General features: G+C 70.6%; 23 protein-coding genes and 1 riboswitch. Of the genes, 13 read left to right on the forward strand and 10 right to left on the reverse strand.

Annotated elements, in window-relative coordinates:
- Positions 1-133 precede the first annotated feature (133 nt).
- The 3 genes from AC3IX6_RS10485 (at position 134) to AC3IX6_RS10495 (ending at position 1,693) form a co-directional block, all read left to right on the forward strand.
- Complete coding sequence (locus AC3IX6_RS10485) at positions 134-448, forward strand: hypothetical protein (protein ID WP_250746332.1); 315 nt, start codon at positions 134-136, stop codon at positions 446-448.
- Positions 449-673: 225 nt separating this feature from the next.
- The gene (locus AC3IX6_RS10490) at positions 674-1,081 is read left to right on the forward strand and encodes an SsgA family sporulation/cell division regulator (protein WP_489369900.1); all 408 of its coding nucleotides are present in this window, start codon (positions 674-676) and stop codon (positions 1,079-1,081) included.
- Between the two features lie 93 nt (positions 1,082-1,174).
- Entirely contained in the window at positions 1,175-1,693 is a 519-nt protein-coding gene (locus AC3IX6_RS10495; RefSeq protein WP_489369901.1) for an AMIN-like domain-containing (lipo)protein, read from the forward strand.
- A 28-nt stretch (positions 1,694-1,721) separates the two neighbouring features.
- Here AC3IX6_RS10495 and AC3IX6_RS10500 read toward each other — a convergent pair whose 3' ends face one another.
- The gene (locus AC3IX6_RS10500) at positions 1,722-1,904 is read right to left on the reverse strand and encodes a hypothetical protein (protein ID WP_489369902.1); all 183 of its coding nucleotides are present in this window, start codon (positions 1,902-1,904) and stop codon (positions 1,722-1,724) included.
- 26 nt (positions 1,905-1,930) lie between these two features.
- On the opposite strand from AC3IX6_RS10500, the gene AC3IX6_RS10505 reads away from it, so the two are divergent.
- Positions 1,931-2,185, forward strand: coding sequence for a hypothetical protein (locus AC3IX6_RS10505; RefSeq protein ID WP_489369903.1), 255 nt, complete (start codon positions 1,931-1,933; stop codon positions 2,183-2,185).
- An 83-nt stretch (positions 2,186-2,268) separates the two neighbouring features.
- Here the strand turns inward: AC3IX6_RS10505 and AC3IX6_RS10510 are convergent, their stop codons facing one another.
- A complete protein-coding gene (locus AC3IX6_RS10510; protein ID WP_489369904.1) occupies positions 2,269-3,150 on the reverse strand; it encodes a winged helix-turn-helix transcriptional regulator in 882 nt (293 codons plus the stop codon).
- Between the two features lie 138 nt (positions 3,151-3,288).
- Between AC3IX6_RS10510 and AC3IX6_RS10515 the strand changes: the two genes are divergently transcribed.
- Positions 3,289-4,545, forward strand: a complete 1,257-nt coding sequence (locus tag AC3IX6_RS10515) for an MFS transporter (RefSeq protein WP_489369905.1) — start codon at positions 3,289-3,291, stop codon at positions 4,543-4,545.
- A gap of 11 nt (positions 4,546-4,556) precedes the next feature.
- Here AC3IX6_RS10515 and AC3IX6_RS10520 read toward each other — a convergent pair whose 3' ends face one another.
- Positions 4,557-5,273 (reverse strand): flavodoxin family protein, encoded by a 717-nt coding sequence (locus tag AC3IX6_RS10520; RefSeq protein ID WP_489369906.1) that lies wholly within the window; start codon positions 5,271-5,273, stop codon positions 4,557-4,559.
- A complete protein-coding gene (locus AC3IX6_RS10525; protein ID WP_489369907.1) occupies positions 5,270-5,416 on the reverse strand; it encodes a hypothetical protein in 147 nt (48 codons plus the stop codon). Before AC3IX6_RS10525 ends, AC3IX6_RS10520 begins: the two co-directional genes overlap by 4 nt.
- 285 nt (positions 5,417-5,701) lie before the next feature.
- Positions 5,702-5,895, forward strand: a riboswitch (cobalamin riboswitch).
- 29 nt (positions 5,896-5,924) lie between these two features.
- On the opposite strand from AC3IX6_RS10525, the gene AC3IX6_RS10530 reads away from it, so the two are divergent.
- Genes AC3IX6_RS10530 through AC3IX6_RS10555 form a run of 6 tightly spaced genes read left to right on the forward strand, consistent with a single transcriptional unit; the run spans position 5,925 to position 10,116 of the window.
- Complete coding sequence (locus AC3IX6_RS10530) at positions 5,925-6,620, forward strand: energy-coupling factor ABC transporter permease (RefSeq protein WP_489369908.1); 696 nt, start codon at positions 5,925-5,927, stop codon at positions 6,618-6,620.
- The gene (locus AC3IX6_RS10535; protein ID WP_489369909.1) at positions 6,620-6,958 is read left to right on the forward strand and encodes an energy-coupling factor ABC transporter substrate-binding protein; all 339 of its coding nucleotides are present in this window, start codon (positions 6,620-6,622) and stop codon (positions 6,956-6,958) included. Before AC3IX6_RS10530 ends, AC3IX6_RS10535 begins: the two co-directional genes overlap by 1 nt.
- Before the next feature lie 3 nt (positions 6,959-6,961).
- Positions 6,962-7,711 carry a cobalt ECF transporter T component CbiQ gene (gene cbiQ / locus AC3IX6_RS10540; RefSeq protein ID WP_489369910.1) on the forward strand — a complete coding sequence of 250 codons (750 nt, stop codon included), beginning with the start codon at positions 6,962-6,964 and terminating at the stop codon, positions 7,709-7,711.
- Positions 7,712-7,716: 5 nt separating this feature from the next.
- A complete protein-coding gene (locus AC3IX6_RS10545) occupies positions 7,717-8,541 on the forward strand; it encodes an energy-coupling factor ABC transporter ATP-binding protein (RefSeq protein WP_489369911.1) in 825 nt (274 codons plus the stop codon).
- A gap of 15 nt (positions 8,542-8,556) precedes the next feature.
- Positions 8,557-9,552: a hypothetical protein gene (locus AC3IX6_RS10550; protein WP_489369912.1), complete on the forward strand. Its 996-nt coding sequence runs from the start codon at positions 8,557-8,559 to the stop codon at positions 9,550-9,552.
- 9 nt (positions 9,553-9,561) lie between these two features.
- Entirely contained in the window at positions 9,562-10,116 is a 555-nt protein-coding gene (locus tag AC3IX6_RS10555) for a PadR family transcriptional regulator (RefSeq protein ID WP_489369913.1), read from the forward strand.
- Positions 10,117-10,160: 44 nt separating this feature from the next.
- On the opposite strand, the gene AC3IX6_RS10560 is transcribed toward AC3IX6_RS10555, so the two are convergent.
- The gene (locus tag AC3IX6_RS10560; protein ID WP_243336380.1) at positions 10,161-10,373 is read right to left on the reverse strand and encodes an EF-hand domain-containing protein; all 213 of its coding nucleotides are present in this window, start codon (positions 10,371-10,373) and stop codon (positions 10,161-10,163) included.
- 254 nt (positions 10,374-10,627) lie between these two features.
- Here AC3IX6_RS10560 and AC3IX6_RS10565 point away from each other — a divergent pair, with 254 nt between their 5' ends.
- Both AC3IX6_RS10565 and AC3IX6_RS10570 read left to right on the forward strand, forming a co-directional pair.
- Positions 10,628-11,416, forward strand: coding sequence for a tRNA-dependent cyclodipeptide synthase (locus AC3IX6_RS10565; RefSeq protein ID WP_489369914.1), 789 nt, complete (start codon positions 10,628-10,630; stop codon positions 11,414-11,416).
- Entirely contained in the window at positions 11,397-12,635 is a 1,239-nt protein-coding gene (locus AC3IX6_RS10570) for a cytochrome P450 (protein WP_489369915.1), read from the forward strand. The genes AC3IX6_RS10565 and AC3IX6_RS10570 overlap by 20 nt, the downstream gene beginning before the upstream one ends.
- Positions 12,636-12,750: 115 nt before the next feature.
- Here the strand turns inward: AC3IX6_RS10570 and AC3IX6_RS10575 are convergent, their stop codons facing one another.
- The 5 genes from AC3IX6_RS10575 to AC3IX6_RS10595 form a co-directional block, all read right to left on the reverse strand.
- The gene (locus tag AC3IX6_RS10575) at positions 12,751-13,938 is read right to left on the reverse strand and encodes a YncE family protein (RefSeq protein ID WP_385372677.1); all 1,188 of its coding nucleotides are present in this window, start codon (positions 13,936-13,938) and stop codon (positions 12,751-12,753) included.
- Positions 13,935-14,723 (reverse strand): polysaccharide deacetylase family protein, encoded by a 789-nt coding sequence (locus AC3IX6_RS10580; RefSeq protein ID WP_489369916.1) that lies wholly within the window; start codon positions 14,721-14,723, stop codon positions 13,935-13,937. The genes AC3IX6_RS10575 and AC3IX6_RS10580 overlap by 4 nt, the downstream gene beginning before the upstream one ends.
- Positions 14,724-15,120: 397 nt before the next feature.
- On the reverse strand, positions 15,121-15,624 hold the full coding sequence (locus AC3IX6_RS10585) for an ATP-binding protein (RefSeq protein WP_266955062.1): 504 nt from the start codon (positions 15,622-15,624) through the stop codon (positions 15,121-15,123).
- A 229-nt stretch (positions 15,625-15,853) separates the two neighbouring features.
- A complete protein-coding gene (locus AC3IX6_RS10590) occupies positions 15,854-16,621 on the reverse strand; it encodes an enoyl-CoA hydratase/isomerase family protein (RefSeq protein ID WP_489369917.1) in 768 nt (255 codons plus the stop codon).
- 85 nt (positions 16,622-16,706) lie between these two features.
- Positions 16,707-17,951, reverse strand: a complete 1,245-nt coding sequence (locus AC3IX6_RS10595; protein WP_489369918.1) for a L,D-transpeptidase — start codon at positions 17,949-17,951, stop codon at positions 16,707-16,709.
- Between the last annotated feature and the right edge of the window lie 101 nt (positions 17,952-18,052).

Raw genomic sequence — 18,052 nt, forward strand, 5'->3', positions numbered from 1 at the left:
ACAAGGCAGTCTGGGCTGGTTTCTTGATGATCACGTGCGCCAGGGTGGGGGCACGACGTCGCGTCCACACCCCCGGCGGTTCGGCCAACCGTCTTGGACCACAGCCGTTTTGCTCATCTGGAGGACTTGAACCATGGCAAGCACCCGCAGCATCCGCGTGATGGCGGCCGCCGCATCGCTCCCCCTCGCCTTCGCGCTCCTCTCCGGCGTCGCCCAGGCCGACAACGGGGCAGGTGCGGCCGGGACCGCGTCGAACGCGGCCCTCGCCGGCGTCCTCGGCAGCGGGGTCGGCGGCAGCAACACCGGCAACTCCTCCACCGCCCAGCAGGTCGCCTCGGGCTTCGGCGCCTCCAACCAGAACAACGGCGCCCAGGCCAACGGTTCGGGCTTCACCGCGATCGGCCAGTCCAACGCGCACGAGTCCTTCATCTACAACCCGCTCCCGTAGTTCCGGCCGGGGCCCCGCCCCGGTCACGCCCTTCCACCGAGCCCCGCCCTCCCCCCGGAGGGCGGGGCTCGGCGCGTCGGGCGGAGCCGGGCGAAGTCGGGTCGAGCGGCCCGCCCAGACGGGACCTTTGGCCGCGGGAAGGGGGCCCGGAGGTGGGCTAGCTTGCCCGGGTGGGCATGTCGCGCGTGCGCCGGCGAGACCCCACCCCGAGAGAGAGGCGCCCGCATGACCGGCACCGAACACCGCGTCCTCCCGCTCCGCCTGGAGGCCGCGCCCGCGCCGGTCCCGGTGCGGGGCGTCTTCGTGTACCGCACCGAGCGGCCCTACGAGATCGCCCTCGACTTCGAGGGCGCCGGCATGCACCTCGCCCGCTGGGTCTTCTCCCGGGACCTGCTGCTCGACGGCCAGGTCTGCGCCACCGGCGAGGGCGACATACAGGTGTGGCCGCGCTGGAAGGGCACCGAGCCGCGGGTCTTCCTCGCCTTCAGCAACGGCGAGCAGTCGTGCGTGATGTCCGCCCGGGCCAAGGACGTACAGGCGCTGTGCCGCCGGCTGACCGAGCTGGTGCCGCGCGGCCAGGAGCACCGGCACTACGACCTCGACGCCGAGCTGAGCGCCCTCCTGCCGAGCTGACGCGAATCCGGAGAACCCGGTGCAACCGCGGCCGTACCGGGCGCGTCTTCCCGGGTGACACCGTTCCCCGTCTCTCGGAATCGAGGGGACGCAATGAACCGTCCACGCCGCCGGCAGGCCACCGCACTGGGGTTGGGCGCACTGCTCGCCGCCACCCTGGCCTTCGCCGCCCCGGCCGCCGCCGCAGCCACGACCGCCACCGCAACCACCACCGCCACCCCGCTCGTCGTCAATGCCCGCTGGGGCGGGCACTGCACGTACGACCGGATCGTCGTCGACCTGCAGGGGTACGTACCCGAGGTCACCGTCACCCCCGTCCCGAAGCTGGTCTACGACGGCTCCGGCAAGCCCGTCCCGCTGGCCGGGCGGTACTTCCTGGAGATCCGCCTGCATCCCGCCGCCGGGCACGACGAAGCGGGCCGCAACGTCTACCTCGGGCCCAAGCTCCTCAAGATCTACCTGCCCAAGCTGAAGGGCATCGCCCTGACCGGCGACTACGAGGGGTACGTCACCTTCGGGGCCGCCTTCGACACCAAGCCCGCCTACTCCTCCTTCAAGCTGCACGCCCCGGAGCGCTTCGTCCTGGACGTCGCGCACCCGAACGTCTGCTGAGCACGCGCCGGCGGGAGGCGGGGCCCGGCTACCGGTGCTCGGGGTTCGGGAAGTCGAAGCGGCGGCCCGCGTCCCACAGGGAGCGCCGGTTGCCGTGCGCCGGCATCCCGCCGGACCGCTTGAGCAGGGCGGCCAGGTGCGTCCACACGAAGGCTCGCCGGCCGAACTGCCCTTGGAGGATCGGGTGTTGCCAGTAGATTGGCTGCTCCATTGAGCCTGTACGACCTGGAGGTCCGTATGGCCGATCAGCCCGTCAAGGCGCACTTCACCGAAGACGTCACACTTCCCGACGGCCGAAGGATTCGCGTCAGCGCCTACCCCGACGGAAGCATCCGCTTCCGTGTGGATGGCCTGCCGTACGTCCTGACCGAGGCGTACCTGACCGGGAACCCGGAGAAGAACCAGGCGATCATGAAAATCTCGCCGGGGAAGCAGGGCAACAATACCTCGCACAACTATGTGGAGTGGCTGGAGTCCAAGAAGCAGAGCTAGACCGTTTCAGCGGAGGACCATCGATACGGCGGGATCGGCTCTGCCGTCCGGGGAGAGCGTGGAGGCCCCTCGACGACGCGATGTCAGTTCTCCGCGGCCAGGCGCCGCACCTCGGCCAGCGCCTCGTTCACCGCTGCCGGGATGTCCGTCACCGGAAAGCGCGCGTGCCGCACCGCGCCGTCACGGTCGATGACCAGCACGGTCCGCTTCAGTCGCAGCAGTTGTCCGGCGCGAAAGGCGGGCAGGCGCAGGGCGGTGGCGAGGTGGAGGTCAACGTCGGAGAGGAGGGTGAAGGGGATGCCCTCCTGGCTCGCGAACACGCGCTGTTCGTCGGGGCGTTGGGTGCTGACGCCGCGCACCTCCGCGCCCGCGGCGCGGAAGTCCTCGTAGGCGTCCCGGAAGAGCCGGTTCTCCAGCGTGCAGCCGACCGTGCCGGGGATGCGTGACCAGCCCTCCGGCAGGGGGCTGGGGCTCCCGGTCGCCGGATAGCAGAACAGGACGGTGGCCACGCTGTCGGCCACCGGGTCAACCGGCGCACCGTCCCGGTGGCCGGGCAGCCGCAGGCGCGGCAGCCGCCGGCCCGTCAGATCCGCGACGCGCCGCGCCTCCGCGCTCGTCTCGCCGGCGGTGCCGCTGAGAGAGCCGTCGCCGAGGAGCCAGCGGTCGGCCCAGTCCTGCATCGACAGCAGGACCGGCAGCAGCCCCCGGCCACTCTCGGTCAGCCGGTACTCGTGCCGCGTCGGCCGCTCCTGGTACGGGACCTTCTCCAGCACCCCCGTCTCCACCAGGTGCGCCAGGCGTTCGGCGAGCACCTTCCGGGAGATGCCCAGCTCCTCCTGGAGCGCGTCGAACTTGTGGTGCCCCCGGGCGGCCTCCCGGATCAGGAGCAGGCTCCACCAGTCGCCGACCACCGCCGCGGCCTGCGCGATCGCGCAGGCGGCGTCCCGCTCGGGGATCGACCTCATCACCACGTCTCCGCTTCTGCGCGCACGGCGGCCGTTCGCCGGAACCATCTTGCGCCATGAGGTCAGTTCTGGATAGAAACTCACCTGGAACGAGTGAGTTCCCAAAAGAGACTAACAAGACCCGGGGGTGGGCTCCGCATGAGCGGAACACAGGCGATCCAAGAGCACGACCGACGCGACGACGAACGGGAGACCTCATCGCCGGGCGTCTTCTGGCGCTTTTGGGCCGCCACCACGGTCAGCGGCGCGGGCACCGCCGTCACCGCCCTCGCCCTGCCGCTCGTCGCCCTCACCGTTCTGGACGCCACCGCTTTCCAGGTCGCCCTGCTCGCCGCCGCCGGGCAGGTCTCCTGGCTGCTGCTCAGCCTCCCGGCGGGCGTCCTCGCGCAGCGCGTGCCGCTGCGCCGACTCCAGGTCACGCTCGACCTCGTACGGTTCGCGGCGCTCGGATCGCTGCCGCTCGCCTGGTGGATCGGCACGCTCACGTATCCGCACCTGCTGTTCGCGGCGCTCGTCACCGGCTCGGCGACCGTGCTGTTCGACATCGGCAACTCGACCTTCCTGCCCGCCGTCGTCCCGGCCCGGCAGCTGGCCGCCCGCAACAGCGTCATGTCGGGCACGCACGCCGTCACCGACACCGGCGGCCCCTCCCTCGGCGGCGTCCTGATCGGCGTGACGGGCCCGGTCGGCGCGATCGTCGTGGACGCCGCCAGCTACGTGGCCTCCGCCGTGCTGTTGCGCACCCTCCCCGAGAGCCGCCCCGCGCCCCGCACCAACGAGAGCGCGCTGCGGCTGATGCGCGCTGGATGGCGGTACGTCACCAAGCACCCGGTCATGCGCCCCTGCATGATCTGGGCGACCGCCGCCAACTTCCTGGGCGCGGCCCTCGTCACCCTCACCCCCCTCTACCTGGTCCGCGGAGCCGGCCTCGACTCCATGCAGCTCGGTCTCGTCCTTGCCATGGACGGGGTCGGCGCGCTCGCCGGCGCCGCCGTCGCGGTCCGCGTGACCACGCGCCTCGGCACCGCGCGGGGCATCATCCTGGCCGATCTGGCCGGCGGCGCGCTGCTCCTGCTCGCCCCGCTGACCACGTCGGCGGGGGACGCGTACTGGTTCGCCCTGGGCAACGCCGGCTTCGCCTTCGGCACCGTCATCGGATCGATCACCACCCGCACCTACCGGCAGACGCAGTCGCCCCCGGAACTGCTGTCCCGCGTGATGGCCACGGTCCGTTTCGTCTCCTGGGGCGCGCTGCCGCTCGGCGCGCTCACCGCCGGCCTCCTCGCCACCCACTTCGGCGCCCGTACCGCGCTCTGGACCGTCTGCGCCGCCGCCCTCCTGCCCCCGCTCTACCTCTTCTCCACCAAGGTGGGCCGCCACCGCGACCTCATCTGACGGGACCGAGCTCAGCGGTGCTCGGGGTTCTCGAAGTCGAAGCGGCAGCCGGCGTCCCACTCGGAGCGCTGGTTTCCGTGGGCGGGGATGCCGCCGGTGTCCTTGAGCATCCTCGCCAGGTGGAGCTGGTTCCAGGTCATGAAGGTCGTGTTGCGGTTCGTGAAGTCGTTGTCCGGCCCGCCGGAGCCGGGGTCGAGGTACGACGGGCCCGGGCCGGCCTCGCCGACCCAGCCCGCGTCCGCCTGCGGCGGAATGACGTATCCGAGGTGCTGGAGGCTGTACAGGACGTTCATCGCGCAGTGCTTGGCGCCGTCCTCGTTGCCGGTGATCAGGCAGCCGCCCACGCGACCGTAGTAGGCGTACTGGCCGAGCTCGTTGAGGATCGACGAGCAGGCGTACAGGCGCTCGATCACCTTCTTCATGACCGAGGAGTTGTCACCCAGCCATACGGGCCCAGCCAGCGTGAGGATGTCTGCGGCCATGACTTTCGAGTAAATGACCGGCCACTCGTCGGTCTCCCAGCCGTGCTCCGTCATGTCCGGCCAGACGCCGGTCGCGATGTCGAGGTCCACTGCCCGGAGTACCTCGACCTGGACACCCTGACGCTGCATGATGCCGGTGCTGATGTCGATCAGGCCCTGCGTGTGGCTTCGTTCCGGCGACCGCTTGAGGGTGCAGTTGATCACCACGGCACGCAGGTCGTCATGAGACATGGCGTTGTCGGTCATCGTCGTGCTCCTCCCATCGCCGCACGGCTCTTGTCGATCAGGCCCTCGGTGTCGCCGGGCTCGGGCGATCGCTTGAGCGTGCAGTTGACGTGCACGGCGGTCAGGTCGGAGTGGTCGAGGTCGTGCGCGGGATCGGTAGCCACGCGTCCAGCCTCACCGGGGCCCGGCGGGCCCGCCACCGGGCCGCACCCGTCCGGGCGCACCCCGGGGGCGGGGGCCCCGGACCGTCCGCGGGAAGCAGCCCGGCCGGAACAGGGCGGCGACGTGTGGCGGCCGTTCTCCGGCGGCCACGGACATCCGGAACTCCCCTTTCAGGCGGGGACATTGGGGCGGACAGCGACAGCACGGGCACGTGGCGTGACGCACAAGCGGAATCCGGTCACCGCCCGGCGTGATTGGGGCGGGTTGTTACCGGTCCGTGCGGCCGACTAGGGTCAGCGGGCCTTGGTGTTCGGGAAACCGGTGGGAAACCGGTGCGGCCCTCGCCACTGTGATCGGGAAGTCCGGCTCCACTCCTGCGGGAAAGCCACTGGGCTGCGCGGGAGGTTCCGCGCTGCCCGGGAAGGCGGAGCATGGACGTCAACCCGTGAGCCAGGAGACCGGCCGGGGCGCGTTGTCCATCCACGAGGTGCTGGAGAGGTCTCCCTACTCATGCATATAGCCGAGGGGTTCCTACCCCCTTTGCACGCGGTCGCCTGGGGCGCCGTGTCCGCCCCCTTCGTCGTCCACGGCGTCCGCGCGCTCACCCGCGAGGTGAAGGCCAACCCGGAGAGCACGCTGCTGCTCGGCGCCTCCGGGGCCTTCACCTTCGTCCTGTCCGCCCTGAAGATCCCTTCCGTCACGGGCAGTTGCTCGCATCCCACGGGCACCGGACTCGGGGCGATCCTGTTCCGGCCGCCGATCATGGCGGTGCTCGGCACGATCACCCTGCTGTTCCAGGCCCTGCTGCTGGCGCACGGCGGGCTCACCACCCTCGGCGCCAACGTCTTCTCGATGGCCATCGCCGGCCCGTGGGCGGGCTACGCCGTCTACCGGCTGCTGCGGAAGTTCGCTCTCCCGCTGATGGTCACCGTGTTCTTCGGCGCCTTCTTCGCCGACCTGGTCACCTACTGCGTCACCAGCGTGCAGCTCGCCCTCGCCTTCCCCGACCCGGCCTCCGGATTCGCGGGCTCGCTCGCGAAGTTCGGGGGGATCTTCGCGGTCACGCAGATCCCGCTGGCCGTGAGCGAGGGGCTGCTGACCGTCCTCGTGATGCGGCTGCTGATGGCGTCGAGCAAGTCGGACCTGGTCCGGCTGGGCGTCGCGAAGCTGACGGCCACCCGTACCGGAGAGAAGGCGGCGGCCTGATGAGCGGCATGTCGAAGAACGCCAAGATCAACACCCTGCTGCTGCTCCTGGTGGCGGCGCTGGCCGTCCTGCCGATCGCCCTCGGGCTGGGCGAGGGCAAGGAGGAGCCCTTCGCGGGCGCCGACGCGCAGGCCGAGGCGGCGATCACCGAGCTGAAGCCGGACTACGAGCCCTGGTTCTCCCCTCTCTACGAACCCCCTTCGGCCGAGATCGAGTCCGCGCTGTTCGCCTTGCAGGCGGCGCTGGGAGCGGGCGTGCTCGCGTATTACTTCGGCGTCCGCAAGGGCCGCCGCCAGGGGGCGGCCGCCGCCGCTGCCGCCACCGCCCCGGAGGCGTAGGCGGTGCTGCCGATCGACGTGGCCGCGCACGGCAGTCGCTGGCGCGGCAGGCACCCGCTGGAGAAGGCCCTGCTCGGAATCGGGCTGACGGTCACCGCCGTGTGCCTGCCGCCCTGGCCGGGCGGGCCGCTGGTGGCCGCCGCCACCCTCGCCGTGCTGCTCGGCCCGGCCGGGGTGGCCGGCCGGCAGCTCTGGCGGGCCTTCCGGATCCCGCTCGGCTTCTGCTTCACCGGGGCGCTGCCCCTGCTGTTCGCGGTCGGCGGCCCGGCGGGGCCGGTGTCCCTGGCCCCCGACGGCCCCCGGCTCGCCGCCGAACTGCTGCTGCGCACCTCGGCTGCCTCGCTCGGGCTGCTGCTGTTCGCCTTCACCACCCCGGTCTCCGACGTACTGCCCCGGCTGGTGCGGGCCGGGGTGCCGGCCCCCGTGGTGGACGTGGCCCTGGTCATGTACCGGATCGGCTTCCTGCTGCTCGACTCCATGGCGCAGGTCCGCCGGGCCCAGGCGGCCCGGCTCGGGCACACCAGCCGGGCGGCGGTGTGGCGCTCCCTGGCCGGGCTCGCCGCCACCTCCTTCGTACGGGCCTTCGACCGCGCGGCCAAGCTCCAGGCGGGTCTGGCCGGACGCGGCTACGACGGCGCGCTGCGGGTCCTCGTACCGGAGGCGGCCCTGTCGTGGCGCTTCCTGACGGCCACCGGCGCCCTGCTGGCGGCCCTGATCACCCTGACCCTCACCCTGAAGGGGCTCTCCTTGTGAACCCGGTGGCGACCCCCCTGATCGAACTGTCCGACGCGGGCTACGCCTACGAGGACGGCCCGGCCGTCCTGACCGGCGTCGACTTCGCCATCACGCCGGGCCGGGCGCTGGCCCTGCTGGGCCGCAACGGCAGCGGCAAGACCACGCTGATGCGGCTGCTGAGCGGCGGCCTGCGGCCCGGCGCGGGATCGCTGTGGCTGGACGGCACGGAGGTCTCGTACGACCGGGCCGGACTGACCCGGCTGCGCACGTCCGTCCAGCTGGTGGTGCAGGACCCCGACGACCAGCTGTTCGCGGCCTCGGTCGAACAGGACGTGTCCTTCGGCCCGATGAACCAGGGGCTCCCCGCTCCGGAGGTCCGCGCCCGCGTGGACTCGGCCCTCGCCGCCCTGGACATCACGCACCTGCGGGACCGCCCCACCCACCTGCTCTCCTACGGCCAGCGCAAGCGCGCGGCGATCGCGGGGGCGGTCGCGATGGCTCCGCGGGTGCTGATCCTGGACGAGCCGACGGCGGGCCTCGACCCGGACGGCCAGGAGCGGCTGCTCGGCGTCCTCGCGGGACTGCGGGCCTCCGGCACGACGGTGGTCATGGCCACCCACGACGTGGACCTGGCGGTCCGCTGGGCCGACGACGCGGCGGTCCTGACCCCGTCGGGCATCCGCTTCGGGCCGGCCGAACCCCTCCTCTCGGACCCGTCCCTCCTGACCTCGGCGGGCCTGCGCCCGGCCTGGTCCCCGGCGGTGACCGCGCTGTTGCGGGCCCGGGGGCTGCTCGCGGCGGACGCCCCCGGGCCCCGTAATCCGGAGGCACTGGCCGCCTGGGGGTAGGGAGGTTGCCGGTCCATGCAGACGCTGAAGGCAACCTCCGAGCCGGGGTCCCTGTTCTGGGCGGGCCGGGAGGGCGAGGACCTGGTCGACCCGGTCGGCGGCTTCCGCCGCTGGACCCCGGACGGCCGGGAGCATCCGGCCCGCCGCCCGGCCTCCCCCGCTTGGGACCGTGCGGTGCGTTCCCCTTCGGGGCGCTGGACGGTGCTCTACGAGGAGCGCGGCACCACGGCCGTCCTGCTCGACGGCGAGCGGATCGTGCGCGAGCTCAGCCGGGGTGACAACCTCGCCGAGGACTACGACCACGCGATCACCATCGGCGCGCTGTCCGACGGCCGCGAGGTACTCGTGTACTGCCCCGACGAGTACGACGTCCTCCAGGTCGAGGACGCCGCCACGGGTGAGCGGCTCACCACCGGCGCACGCACCGCCCCCGATCTGTTCCCGTCGCGGCTCTCCGTCTCCCCCGACGGCCGGGGGCTCCTGGTGGCCGGCTGGGTATGGCACCCGTACGGGGTCGCCAACGTCTACGACCTGGCGGCCGCGATCGCCGACGCGACCGCGTTGGACCGGGACGGGGACCTCCTGGGCCCGACGGCCCTCTACGCCGAGGTCGGCTCCGCCTGCTGGCTCGACGCGGACCGGGTCGCCGTGTCGGGGACGGGCGAGGGCCCGGGCCGCGAGGAGGCTCCCACCCTCCAGGACGGGCAGTTGGGCGTGTGGTCCTGCCGGGCCGGCCGCTGGCTGCACCGCAGCGCCGGAGCCGAGGACTGGGGAACCCTGATCGCGTGCGGCGGGAACCTGGTGGCCTCGCTCACCGAGCACCCCCGGCTGGTCGACGCCACCACGGGCCGCATCCTGCGGGAATGGCCGGAGGTCCGGGTACGGCACCGGAACGGGGCCTACGGGGTGAACCACGTCCCGTCCCCCGTCACGGCCCTGCACCCCGACGGGTCCCGCCGGGCCGTCGCCGTGGAGACAGGCATCGCGGTCCTCGATCTCCCGCAAACCTAGGATGACCGCATGTCGCTCCCGCACGCCATCCTCACCGCCCTGCTCGAGAAGCCCTCGTCGGGGCTGGAGCTGACCCGGCGGTTCGACAAGTCGATCGGGTACTTCTGGTCCGCGACGCACCAGCAGATCTACCGCGAGCTCGGCCGGCTGGAGGAGTCCGGGCTGATCCGGGCGCTGCCCAGCGAGGGTCCCGTACGGGGGCAGAAGAAGGAGTACGAGGTGCTGCCCGCCGGGAGCGGGGAGCTGGCGCGGTGGGTCGGGGAGCGGCAGGATCCCAAGCCGGTGCGGGATCCCCTGCTGCTGCGGATCCGGGCGGCCGCGGTGGTCGGGCCGCAGGGGCTGGCCGCCGAGCTGCGGCGGCATCTGGAGCTGCACCGGGCCCAGTTGGCCGTGTACGAGGGCATCGAGGAGAAGGATTTCCCGGCCGGCCGGGACTCCGAGGAGGACCGGCTGCGGCGTGTCGTGCTGCACGCGGGAACCGGGCTGGAGACGTTCTGGCTGCGCTGGCTGGAGGAGGCCCTCGCCGAGGTGGAGAGCATGACCGGCGGGCCGGCGCAGGCCTGACGCGCGCCCCCGGCCCGGCAGGGGCCAGGGGGCCGCGCGGGTGCTTACTTGTTCAGGGAGGCCCAGAACTCGTCGAAGCTCAGCAGGCCGTCGTCGTTCGAGTCCTTGGCGGCGATCACGGCCTCCGCGACCGGGCCGGTGACGAACGGGTCGCCCATCTCCGCCATCGCCGAACGGAACTCGTCGGCCGTGACGAAGCCGTCACCGTTCACGTCGAACTTGCCGAACGTCGTCCGTGCGCTCTCGATGTCCGCCACTGGGTCCACCCCTTCTTGGTGCTTGTTGACCGGCTCAGGGTAGCGGCATGCCCGACCCCCTCACGCCCCGGGTCCCGTTCGAGCGGCAGATAGAAATTCAATTACTCTTCCGTAGTGCGGAAGCGATAATTCCAGCCAACAATTCAAGCCCCCACTTGTCACGCTCCGGTACCACCGCATAACGTTGCGACATTGCCGCCACACCGGGAGCGCAGGGCTCCCAGGGACAAGCGGCAACAAGGGCGATCACACAGGTGACGATCACAGCTGACGCATCATTCGAAGTTCTGCCCTTCACCCGCACTTGCCACCACATCTGGGAAGACGGCGACCATGTGCTCATCGGAGTGAGTCCTGGCAACAGCTACTTCAGCTCCGAGCGCATATCCAGCCTCACCCGATGGGCCACGACCCGCTTCGCGCAGGTCGACTTCGTCTACGCAGACCTCCACGTGGACGGGATGTTCGCCGCCTTCGGCTACACCCAGGAACACGCCGAGAAGCGTGCGACGAAGGAAATCAAGGCAGTCCGGCGAAGGATTCTCAAGGGCGTGGAGGAATCAGGACCTCCGAACGCCGAGATCCGAGTGAGGGCACTTTCGGAGTTCCAGACGAACCCCGTCTACCAACTTCTGCACCGGCGCGTTCTCCATTTTCTGGAGACCGACGACGAATTCCGCAAGGGCTGCGAGGAAATGGCCCTGCACTTTGTCGGATCCAAGTTGCCGGAAGGTGAATCAATCACCGACGCGCAGTTGCAGGTGTGTTTCGATTACATGGCGGCCGAGCTGCCGTTCTTCATCGACACCCCCAGCATTCTCGACGTCCCGTCCTCCGTGGCGGCCTACCACGTCAAGATGCCGATGACCGACGTCCTCTTCGCGCGCGGTGGGGGACTGCGCGCGACGAGGAACCAGGCATACGCCGTGGTGCGGCCCGAGGCGGCCGAAAAGGCTCAGAGCAACCCGAACCACCCGAACACGCACACGCACACGCACACCGCACCAACCGAAGGGACCGTCGATGAGCGTCGAGCAGCTTGAGGGCACCGGACAGACCACCGAGCCCCTCGTCGACTTCCCGCTCTCGCGGCGCGGTGACGTGCTCCCCGAGGAGTGCACCTGGCTGCGCGAGAAGGCGCCGGTCGCGAAGGTCCGCACCCTCACCGGGGACCCGGCCTGGCTGGTGAGCAGTTACGCACTGGCCAAGCAGGTGCTGGAGGACGAGCGCTTCAGCCTCAAGGACACGGCCAATGCCGGCGTCCCGCGCCAGTACGCGCTGACGATCCCGCCCGAGGTCGTCAACAACATGGGCAACATCAACAGCGCCGGACTGCGCAACGCGGTCATGAAGGCGCTCAACCCGCGCCAGAAGGGCCTGCAGGACCGGCTGCGCGCGAAGGCCGGCGAGCTCATCGACCAGCTCCTCGCCGAAGGGGGGCCCGCCGACCTGCGGGCCGGGTTCGCCGACCCCTTCTCGGCGGCCATGCACTGCCAGGTGCTGGGCGTGCCGTTCGAGGACTGGCGGCGGCTGATGTCGGGGCTGGACGTCGCGTTCATGACCGCACGCGAGCCGTTCGCCGACTCCGCGCTCAACTGGTACAAGGACGTCGGCTACTTCGAGCAGCAGCTGAAGGCGCAGCTGGCGCTGCCTGCCGAGGAGCGTACGGGGCTCCTCGGCAAGTTCGCCGAGCTGAAGGAGGCGGACCCCGAGTCGGCGCACCTCACCGACGACATGTTCGCCACCGTCGCCGTCTCGCTCTTCGGGGCCGGCGCCGTCTCCACCTCCGCGTTCCTGACCCTGGCGGTCCTGGCGCTGCTGCAGAAGCCCGAGCTCATCGGGTACCTGCGCAAGCACCCGGAGCGCATGGGCAAGGCCGTGGACGAGCTGCTGCGCTGGAACCTGTCCGTGGGCGACGGCCTGCCGCGCATCGCGATGGCGGACATCCAGGTCGGGGACGTGCTGGTCAAGGAGGGCGAGCTGGTCCTCGTCCTGCTGGAGGGGGCCAACTTCGACCCGGAGGCCTTCGAGAACCCCGACGAGCTGGACCTGGAGCGCGAGAGCTCCAACGCCAACCTCGCCTTCGGCGCCGGCCGGCACTTCTGCCCGGCTTCCGCGCTGGGCCGGGCGCACGCCGAGATCGCGCTGGAGGTGCTGGTCGAGCGGCTGCCCGAGCTGCGTCTCGCGGTGCCGGCGGAGAACCTCGTATGGCGGACCGGCTTCATCAAGCGGCTTCCCGAGCGGCTCCCCGTCGCCTGGTGAGGAGGCGTCGGTGAGCAGTTGAGAGTGCCCCGGGAGCTGTGCGAGCCCCCGGGGCACGGCCGCGTTCTCCATGCGGAGCGGTCTCCGCGCGGGGCGGTGTCCGCGCGCTCGCCCCCTACCGGAAGATGCCGGTGTGGCCGAGGGAGTAGCGGCCGGGCTGCGGGTAGACGGCGAGGCCGTGCGGTCCGCCGCCCACCGGGATCTTGGCGAGCTGCTTGCCGGTGGTGGTGTCGATGGCGTAGACCTCGGAGTTGTAGCGGCCGGAGAGCCACAGCACCTTGCCGTCGGCGGAGACGCCGCCCATGTCGGGGCTGCCGCCCTCGGGCAGCTCCCACTTCTTCGTCAGCTTGTTCTGCGTGAAGTCGAAGACGGAGACGGACCCTTCGCCCCGGTTGGAGACGTACATCTCCTTGGAGTCGCGGCTGACGTACAGGCCGTGGCAGCCCTTTCCGGTGGGCAGCAGCTTGGGGGTCTCGAACTTGTCGCCGCCGAGCACCCACATGCCGTGCGCCATCATGTCCGCGACGTAGAAGGTCTTTCCGTCCGGCGAGACCTTCACGTCCTGCGGCATCGCGCCCTCGAACGGCAGTTTCTGCTGGCCGACGACCTCCATCTTCTCGGTGTCGACCTTGAGCAGTTCGCCGGAGAACTCGCAGCTCACGATGAAGTAGCGGCCGTCCGCGGAGAAGTCCGCGTGATTGACGCCGAAACAGGTCACCGGGACGGTCTTCACCCGGTCCATCGTGTGCGGATCGCGGAAGACCAGCTCCTTGTCCATCGAGGCCATGACGATCGCGTACTTGCCGTTGGGCGTGAAGTACAGGTTGTACGGGTCGTGCACCTCGACGGGCTTGCCGGCCTCGCCGGTGGCCGGGTTGATCGGGGTGAGCGTGTGACCCCGGTTGTTGTTGACCCAGAGGGTCTTCATGTCCCAGGAGGGGACCACGTGCTGGGGCTGGACGCCGACGGGGATGGTGTCGATGACCTTGTACGTGACCGGGTCGATGACGGACACCGTGTTGGAGTTGGTGTTCGGCACGTAGACGCGGGACGGGAAGTCCTTGACCACCGGGGAGAGCTTGTTCGGCCGGTCGGCCGCGTACACGTCGTTCGGATCGAGGAGCGGCGGCATTCCGGCCAGGCCGGGCGGCGCCGCCGGTACGGCCTTGACGGGCGCGGCGGGCCCCTTCGTGCCGAGGGCCTCGGCGGGTCCCTTGTCGGCCGCTCCGCAGCCGGCGAGGGCAGCGAGGACCAGACCGGCCAGCAACGCGGTGGCCTTCCGGGGAAGGCGGGTGGTCGTCATGGGGTCAGCAGCTCCGTGGTGGTCACCGCGCGCAGTTTGCGGCGTGCGAGTTCTTCGAGGAGGGGTGGCATCGCGTCGACCGTGTCCGCGTAGCCGAAGTGCAGGCTCACCACCGATCCGCCTTGGATCGGGCCGATGACGGTGCGGACGACGGCCGCGGCACCGGGCGAGGTGAAGTCGAGGGAGTCCACGTCGTACGAGAGGACGTGCGGGTAGCCCGCCCGCTGGGCCAGTTTTCGTACCAGGGGGGTGGCGTACTGGGTCTGGGACGGGCGGAACCAGGTGCCGATGGATCCGGTCAGCCGTCTGAGCCGGTCGGCGCAGCCGGTGATCTCGGCGTACGCCTGCTCCTCGGGCATGGTGTTGATCGCGAGGTGCCGCTGGGTGTGGTTGCCGAGCTCGTGGCCGCCGTCCAGGATCCGGCGGGCCATCTCCGGGTGGGCGTCGAGCCAGGCGCCGATGGCCAGTACGGTCACCCGCGCGCCCGCCCGCTCCGCCTCGGCGAGCACCGACGTGGCGATGGCGGGGTCGCCGTTGCCGTGGAAGGTGAGCGCGACGCCGGGCCGGCCGCGGGGGCCGTGGCCGATCTCCACGGGCTGCCCGGCGAACCGGCGCGGGGCGGGGGCCGCCTTGGCCCGGGCCGCTTCGGCCGGCGCCGCCGGTTTGTCCGGGGCGGCCTTCGCCGGGGCCGCGGGGCCCGCGGGGGTACAGGCGGCGGCGAGGGCGCCGGCGGCGACCGCCGCGCCGGCACGGAGAGCGGATCGGCGGTCCGGGTAGCAGAGCACCCGCCCATTTAAGGGGTGGATGCCCGTGTAGGTATTGATTGACCCATTTCAGGACCTTCGGCCGAACCGGTGCCACCCGGCGACTGTCCGCTATGTGATCAACGATTCACTCAGGGCAGTCGATATTTATTCACTAATTACGAGGCCCGTGGCCCATCTCACCTAAGATTTAGGTAGAAAGTCTTAGGATATGCACACTTATGTCCAACTTGGGACTTTTGGCATTTGGTCCCTCTTCTGCCATAGTCGGAACCACGGCTTCCCGTTGACCCGAGCGAAGTCCCCGCCGAGGATCACACCCCCTTCGATCCTCGGCACACCCATGAAACCCCCACAGCGCCCCACAACGGCGACAGGGGGTTTCTGGCGTTCGGGGGGCAGTGAGGCCAGGGGGCTCCTAGCGGTCCGCGACCCGCATCTCGAACCAGGTGATCTTCCCGCGCGGCAGCAGGTCCGCGCCCCAGCGGTCCGAGAGCTTGTCGACGAGGAACAGCCCCCGGCCGGTGGTGTCCATCTCGTGCACCGGCATCAGACAGGGCAGCCCGCGCGAGGGATCGCGCACCTCCACGCGGATCCAGCCGCGCCGCCTGAGCATCCGTAAACCGAAAGAGCGGGCCCCCGTGTGCCGGACCGCGTTGCCCACAAGCTCCGAGACCAGCAGGACCGTGTGCTCGGCGATCTGCGGCGAGAGCCCCCACAGGCGTACGACCACGCACTGCGTGAGCCGGCGGGCGGTGCCGGCCGACTCGGGCATCGACGGCAGCGTCACTTCCGCCTCGGCCGGATTCCCGTACAACTCCAGCGCTTTCAGGCCCAGTTCGTCCTCCAGGGCCGCCGTGAGCCGTACGGCGGAAGCGCTACTGCGCTGCCGCGGCTGTTCCACACCCTCCAGACCCGCCATGCACCCATCATGGAGGGCCGGTAAGGCCGTTCGGGCCGTTCCGCAGGAAAAGACCCCCCGGGATCGTGGATTCCGAGGGGTCGTCCTGGCATATGCAACTGGCAACACGGAGGCCGCCGCACACCCCTGACCTGCGGTGACACACCGCACATCGGTGATCACCCAGAGTGGATCACCGATTCTCCTTAAGGCTGCCTTAAGGCCTGGCTAATCCACCCGCAGGGAGGACCTACAGGAACTTCGCCTTGCCGGGACCCTCCTCCACGAAGCTGCGCATCCCGCGCTCGCGGTCCTCGGTGGCGAACAGGCCCGCGAACCAGCCCCGTTCGATGGTCAGGCCGGTGTCGATGTCGGCCTCCAGCCCCGCGTCCACGCACTCCTTGGCAGCGCGCAGCGCGAGGGCCGGGCCCTGCGCGAGCTTCGCGGCCCAGGCGTGCGCCTGCTCGTAGACCTCGGCGGCCGGGACGACGCGGTCCACGAGGCCGAGGGTCAGCGCCTCGTCGGCCTTGACCATGCGGCCGGTGAAGATGAGGTCCTTGGCCTTGGAGGGGCCGATCAGCCGGGACAGCCGCTGGGTGCCGCCCGCGCCGGGGATCAGGCCGAGCAGGATCTCGGGCTGGCCGAGCTTCGCGTTGTCGGCGGCGATCCGGTAGTCCGCGCACAGGGCCAGCTCGCAGCCGCCGCCCAGGGCGTAGCCGGTGACGGCCGCGACCACGGGCTTGGGGATCCGGGCCACGGCGGTGAAGGCGTCCTGCAGTCCGCGGGACCGGGCGACCATGGCCGCGTGGTCCATCGTCTGCATCTCCTTGATGTCCGCGCCGGCCGCGAACACCTTCTCGCCGCCGTAGATGACGACCGTACGGACGTCGGCCCGGTCGGTTGCCTCGACGGCGAGCTCGCGCAGTCGGTCCTGGGTAGCGATGTCCAGGGCGTTCATGGGCGGCCGGTCCAGCCGGATGACGCCGACGCCTTCGGAGACTTCGAGAGAGATGGTCATACGGGAAGGTTAGCGCCGGTTAACCCGAGGTGGCCCGGTGCTGTGGGTCACAGCACCGGGCCACTCGACTGCATTCCGACCGGGGTTACTTGATCCAGTCCGCCCAGTCCATGTTCCAGCCGTTGAGGCCGTTGTCGGGGGCGACGGTCTTGTCCTTGGAGTTCTTCACGATGACCACGTCGCCGATCAGCGACTCGTTGAAGAACCAGGCGGCGGGCTGGCTGCCGTCACCGGCGCCGCGGACGTCCTTCAGGCCCACGCAGCCGTGGCTGACGTTCTCGGAGCCGAACGTGCTGGACGAGGCCCAGTAGTTGCCGTGGACGAAGGTGCCGGAGGTGGTCAGCCGCATCGCGTGCGGGACGTCGGAGATGTCGTACTCCCCGCCGAAGCCGACGGTGGCGCCGTTCATCCGGGTCACCTTGTACTTCTCGCTGATGACCATCTGCCCGTTGTACGTGGTCGTCGACGGGGCGCCCGCGGTGATCGGAACGTTCTTGAGCACCTGGCCGTCGCGGACCACCTGCATCTGCTTGCTGCTCGCGTCGACCGTGGTGACCTGGGAGCGGCCGACCTTGAAGGTGACCGTACGGGTCTGCTTGCCGTAGACCCCCGGGCGGCCTTCGACTCCGTCGAGCGCCAGCTTCAGGGTGACCGTGGTGCCCGCGGCCCAGTACTTCTCGGGACGGAAGTCCAGGCGGTCGTTGCCGAACCAGTGGCCCTCGACCGGGACGGCCGGCTCGGCCGTCACCGTGATGGCCTTCTCGACGGCCTCGGGGTTGGTGATGCCGCGGGAGAAGTTGATCGAGACCGGCATGCCCACGCCGACCGTCGATCCGTCTTCGGGCGTGTACTGGCCGATGAAGGTGTTGGCCGGCGTGAGGGTGGTGAAGGTGGTGTCCTTCGCGGACTCGCGGCCGGCCTCGTCCTTGGCCACCGCGTGCACCTTGTACTCGGTGGCGGAGGCGAGGTTCCGGGCGGGCTCCCAGCTCGCGCCGTCCTCGGCGAGCTTGCCCTCCACCGCGTTGCCCTTGGTGTCGGCGACCGTCACCGTGGTGAGCTTGCCGCCGGTGCTGGTTATCTTGAGGATGCCGCTCGTCGCGACCTCCTTGGCCCCGTCGTCCGGCTTGACGCTCACGACGGCCTTCGACGCCTCGGTACCGGTCGTACCGGTACCACCGTCTCCGCCACCGCTCCCGCCGGCGCCGCCCCCGTTGCCTCCACCACCGCTGCACGCGCTGGTGAACAGCAGGGCCGCGCCCAGCAGGAGGGCCGGCAGGCCGGTGCGGGCGCGGCCGCGTATCGGCTGCAGGTTCACGATCGTTCTCCCCATGTCCCCCGCGCGCGGACAGTCGCGCGCTTATCGCCAGGAAATCACATGGGGGATCACGAGACAGTACGGTCGTGTCACCGTTCCGTCCCAAGAGTGGTGCG

The sequence above is a fragment of the Streptomyces sp. GL_141 genome (assembly GCF_057834385.1).

Coding starts and splice junctions, on each gene's coding strand:
- AC3IX6_RS10590 (WP_489369917.1), bottom strand. CDS start 16,621: ATGACCATCTCTCTCGAAGTCTCCGAAGGCGTCGGCGTCATCCGGCTG.
- AC3IX6_RS10585 (WP_266955062.1), bottom strand. CDS start 15,624: ATGGCGGGTCTGGAGGGTGTGGAACAGCCGCGGCAGCGCAGTAGCGCT.
- AC3IX6_RS10575 (WP_385372677.1), bottom strand. CDS start 13,938: ATGACGACCACCCGCCTTCCCCGGAAGGCCACCGCGTTGCTGGCCGGT.
- AC3IX6_RS10555 (WP_489369913.1), top strand. CDS start 9,562: ATGTCGCTCCCGCACGCCATCCTCACCGCCCTGCTCGAGAAGCCCTCG.
- AC3IX6_RS10510 (WP_489369904.1), bottom strand. CDS start 3,150: ATGAGGTCGATCCCCGAGCGGGACGCCGCCTGCGCGATCGCGCAGGCC.
- AC3IX6_RS10485 (WP_250746332.1), top strand. CDS start 134: ATGGCAAGCACCCGCAGCATCCGCGTGATGGCGGCCGCCGCATCGCTC.
- AC3IX6_RS10520 (WP_489369906.1), bottom strand. CDS start 5,273: ATGACCGACAACGCCATGTCTCATGACGACCTGCGTGCCGTGGTGATC.
- AC3IX6_RS10500 (WP_489369902.1), bottom strand. CDS start 1,904: ATGGAGCAGCCAATCTACTGGCAACACCCGATCCTCCAAGGGCAGTTC.
- AC3IX6_RS10570 (WP_489369915.1), top strand. CDS start 11,397: ATGAGCGTCGAGCAGCTTGAGGGCACCGGACAGACCACCGAGCCCCTC.
- AC3IX6_RS10495 (WP_489369901.1), top strand. CDS start 1,175: ATGAACCGTCCACGCCGCCGGCAGGCCACCGCACTGGGGTTGGGCGCA.
- AC3IX6_RS10505 (WP_489369903.1), top strand. CDS start 1,931: ATGGCCGATCAGCCCGTCAAGGCGCACTTCACCGAAGACGTCACACTT.
- AC3IX6_RS10490 (WP_489369900.1), top strand. CDS start 674: ATGACCGGCACCGAACACCGCGTCCTCCCGCTCCGCCTGGAGGCCGCG.
- AC3IX6_RS10535 (WP_489369909.1), top strand. CDS start 6,620: ATGAGCGGCATGTCGAAGAACGCCAAGATCAACACCCTGCTGCTGCTC.
- AC3IX6_RS10550 (WP_489369912.1), top strand. CDS start 8,557: ATGCAGACGCTGAAGGCAACCTCCGAGCCGGGGTCCCTGTTCTGGGCG.
- AC3IX6_RS10595 (WP_489369918.1), bottom strand. CDS start 17,951: ATGGGGAGAACGATCGTGAACCTGCAGCCGATACGCGGCCGCGCCCGC.
- AC3IX6_RS10515 (WP_489369905.1), top strand. CDS start 3,289: ATGAGCGGAACACAGGCGATCCAAGAGCACGACCGACGCGACGACGAA.
- AC3IX6_RS10530 (WP_489369908.1), top strand. CDS start 5,925: ATGCATATAGCCGAGGGGTTCCTACCCCCTTTGCACGCGGTCGCCTGG.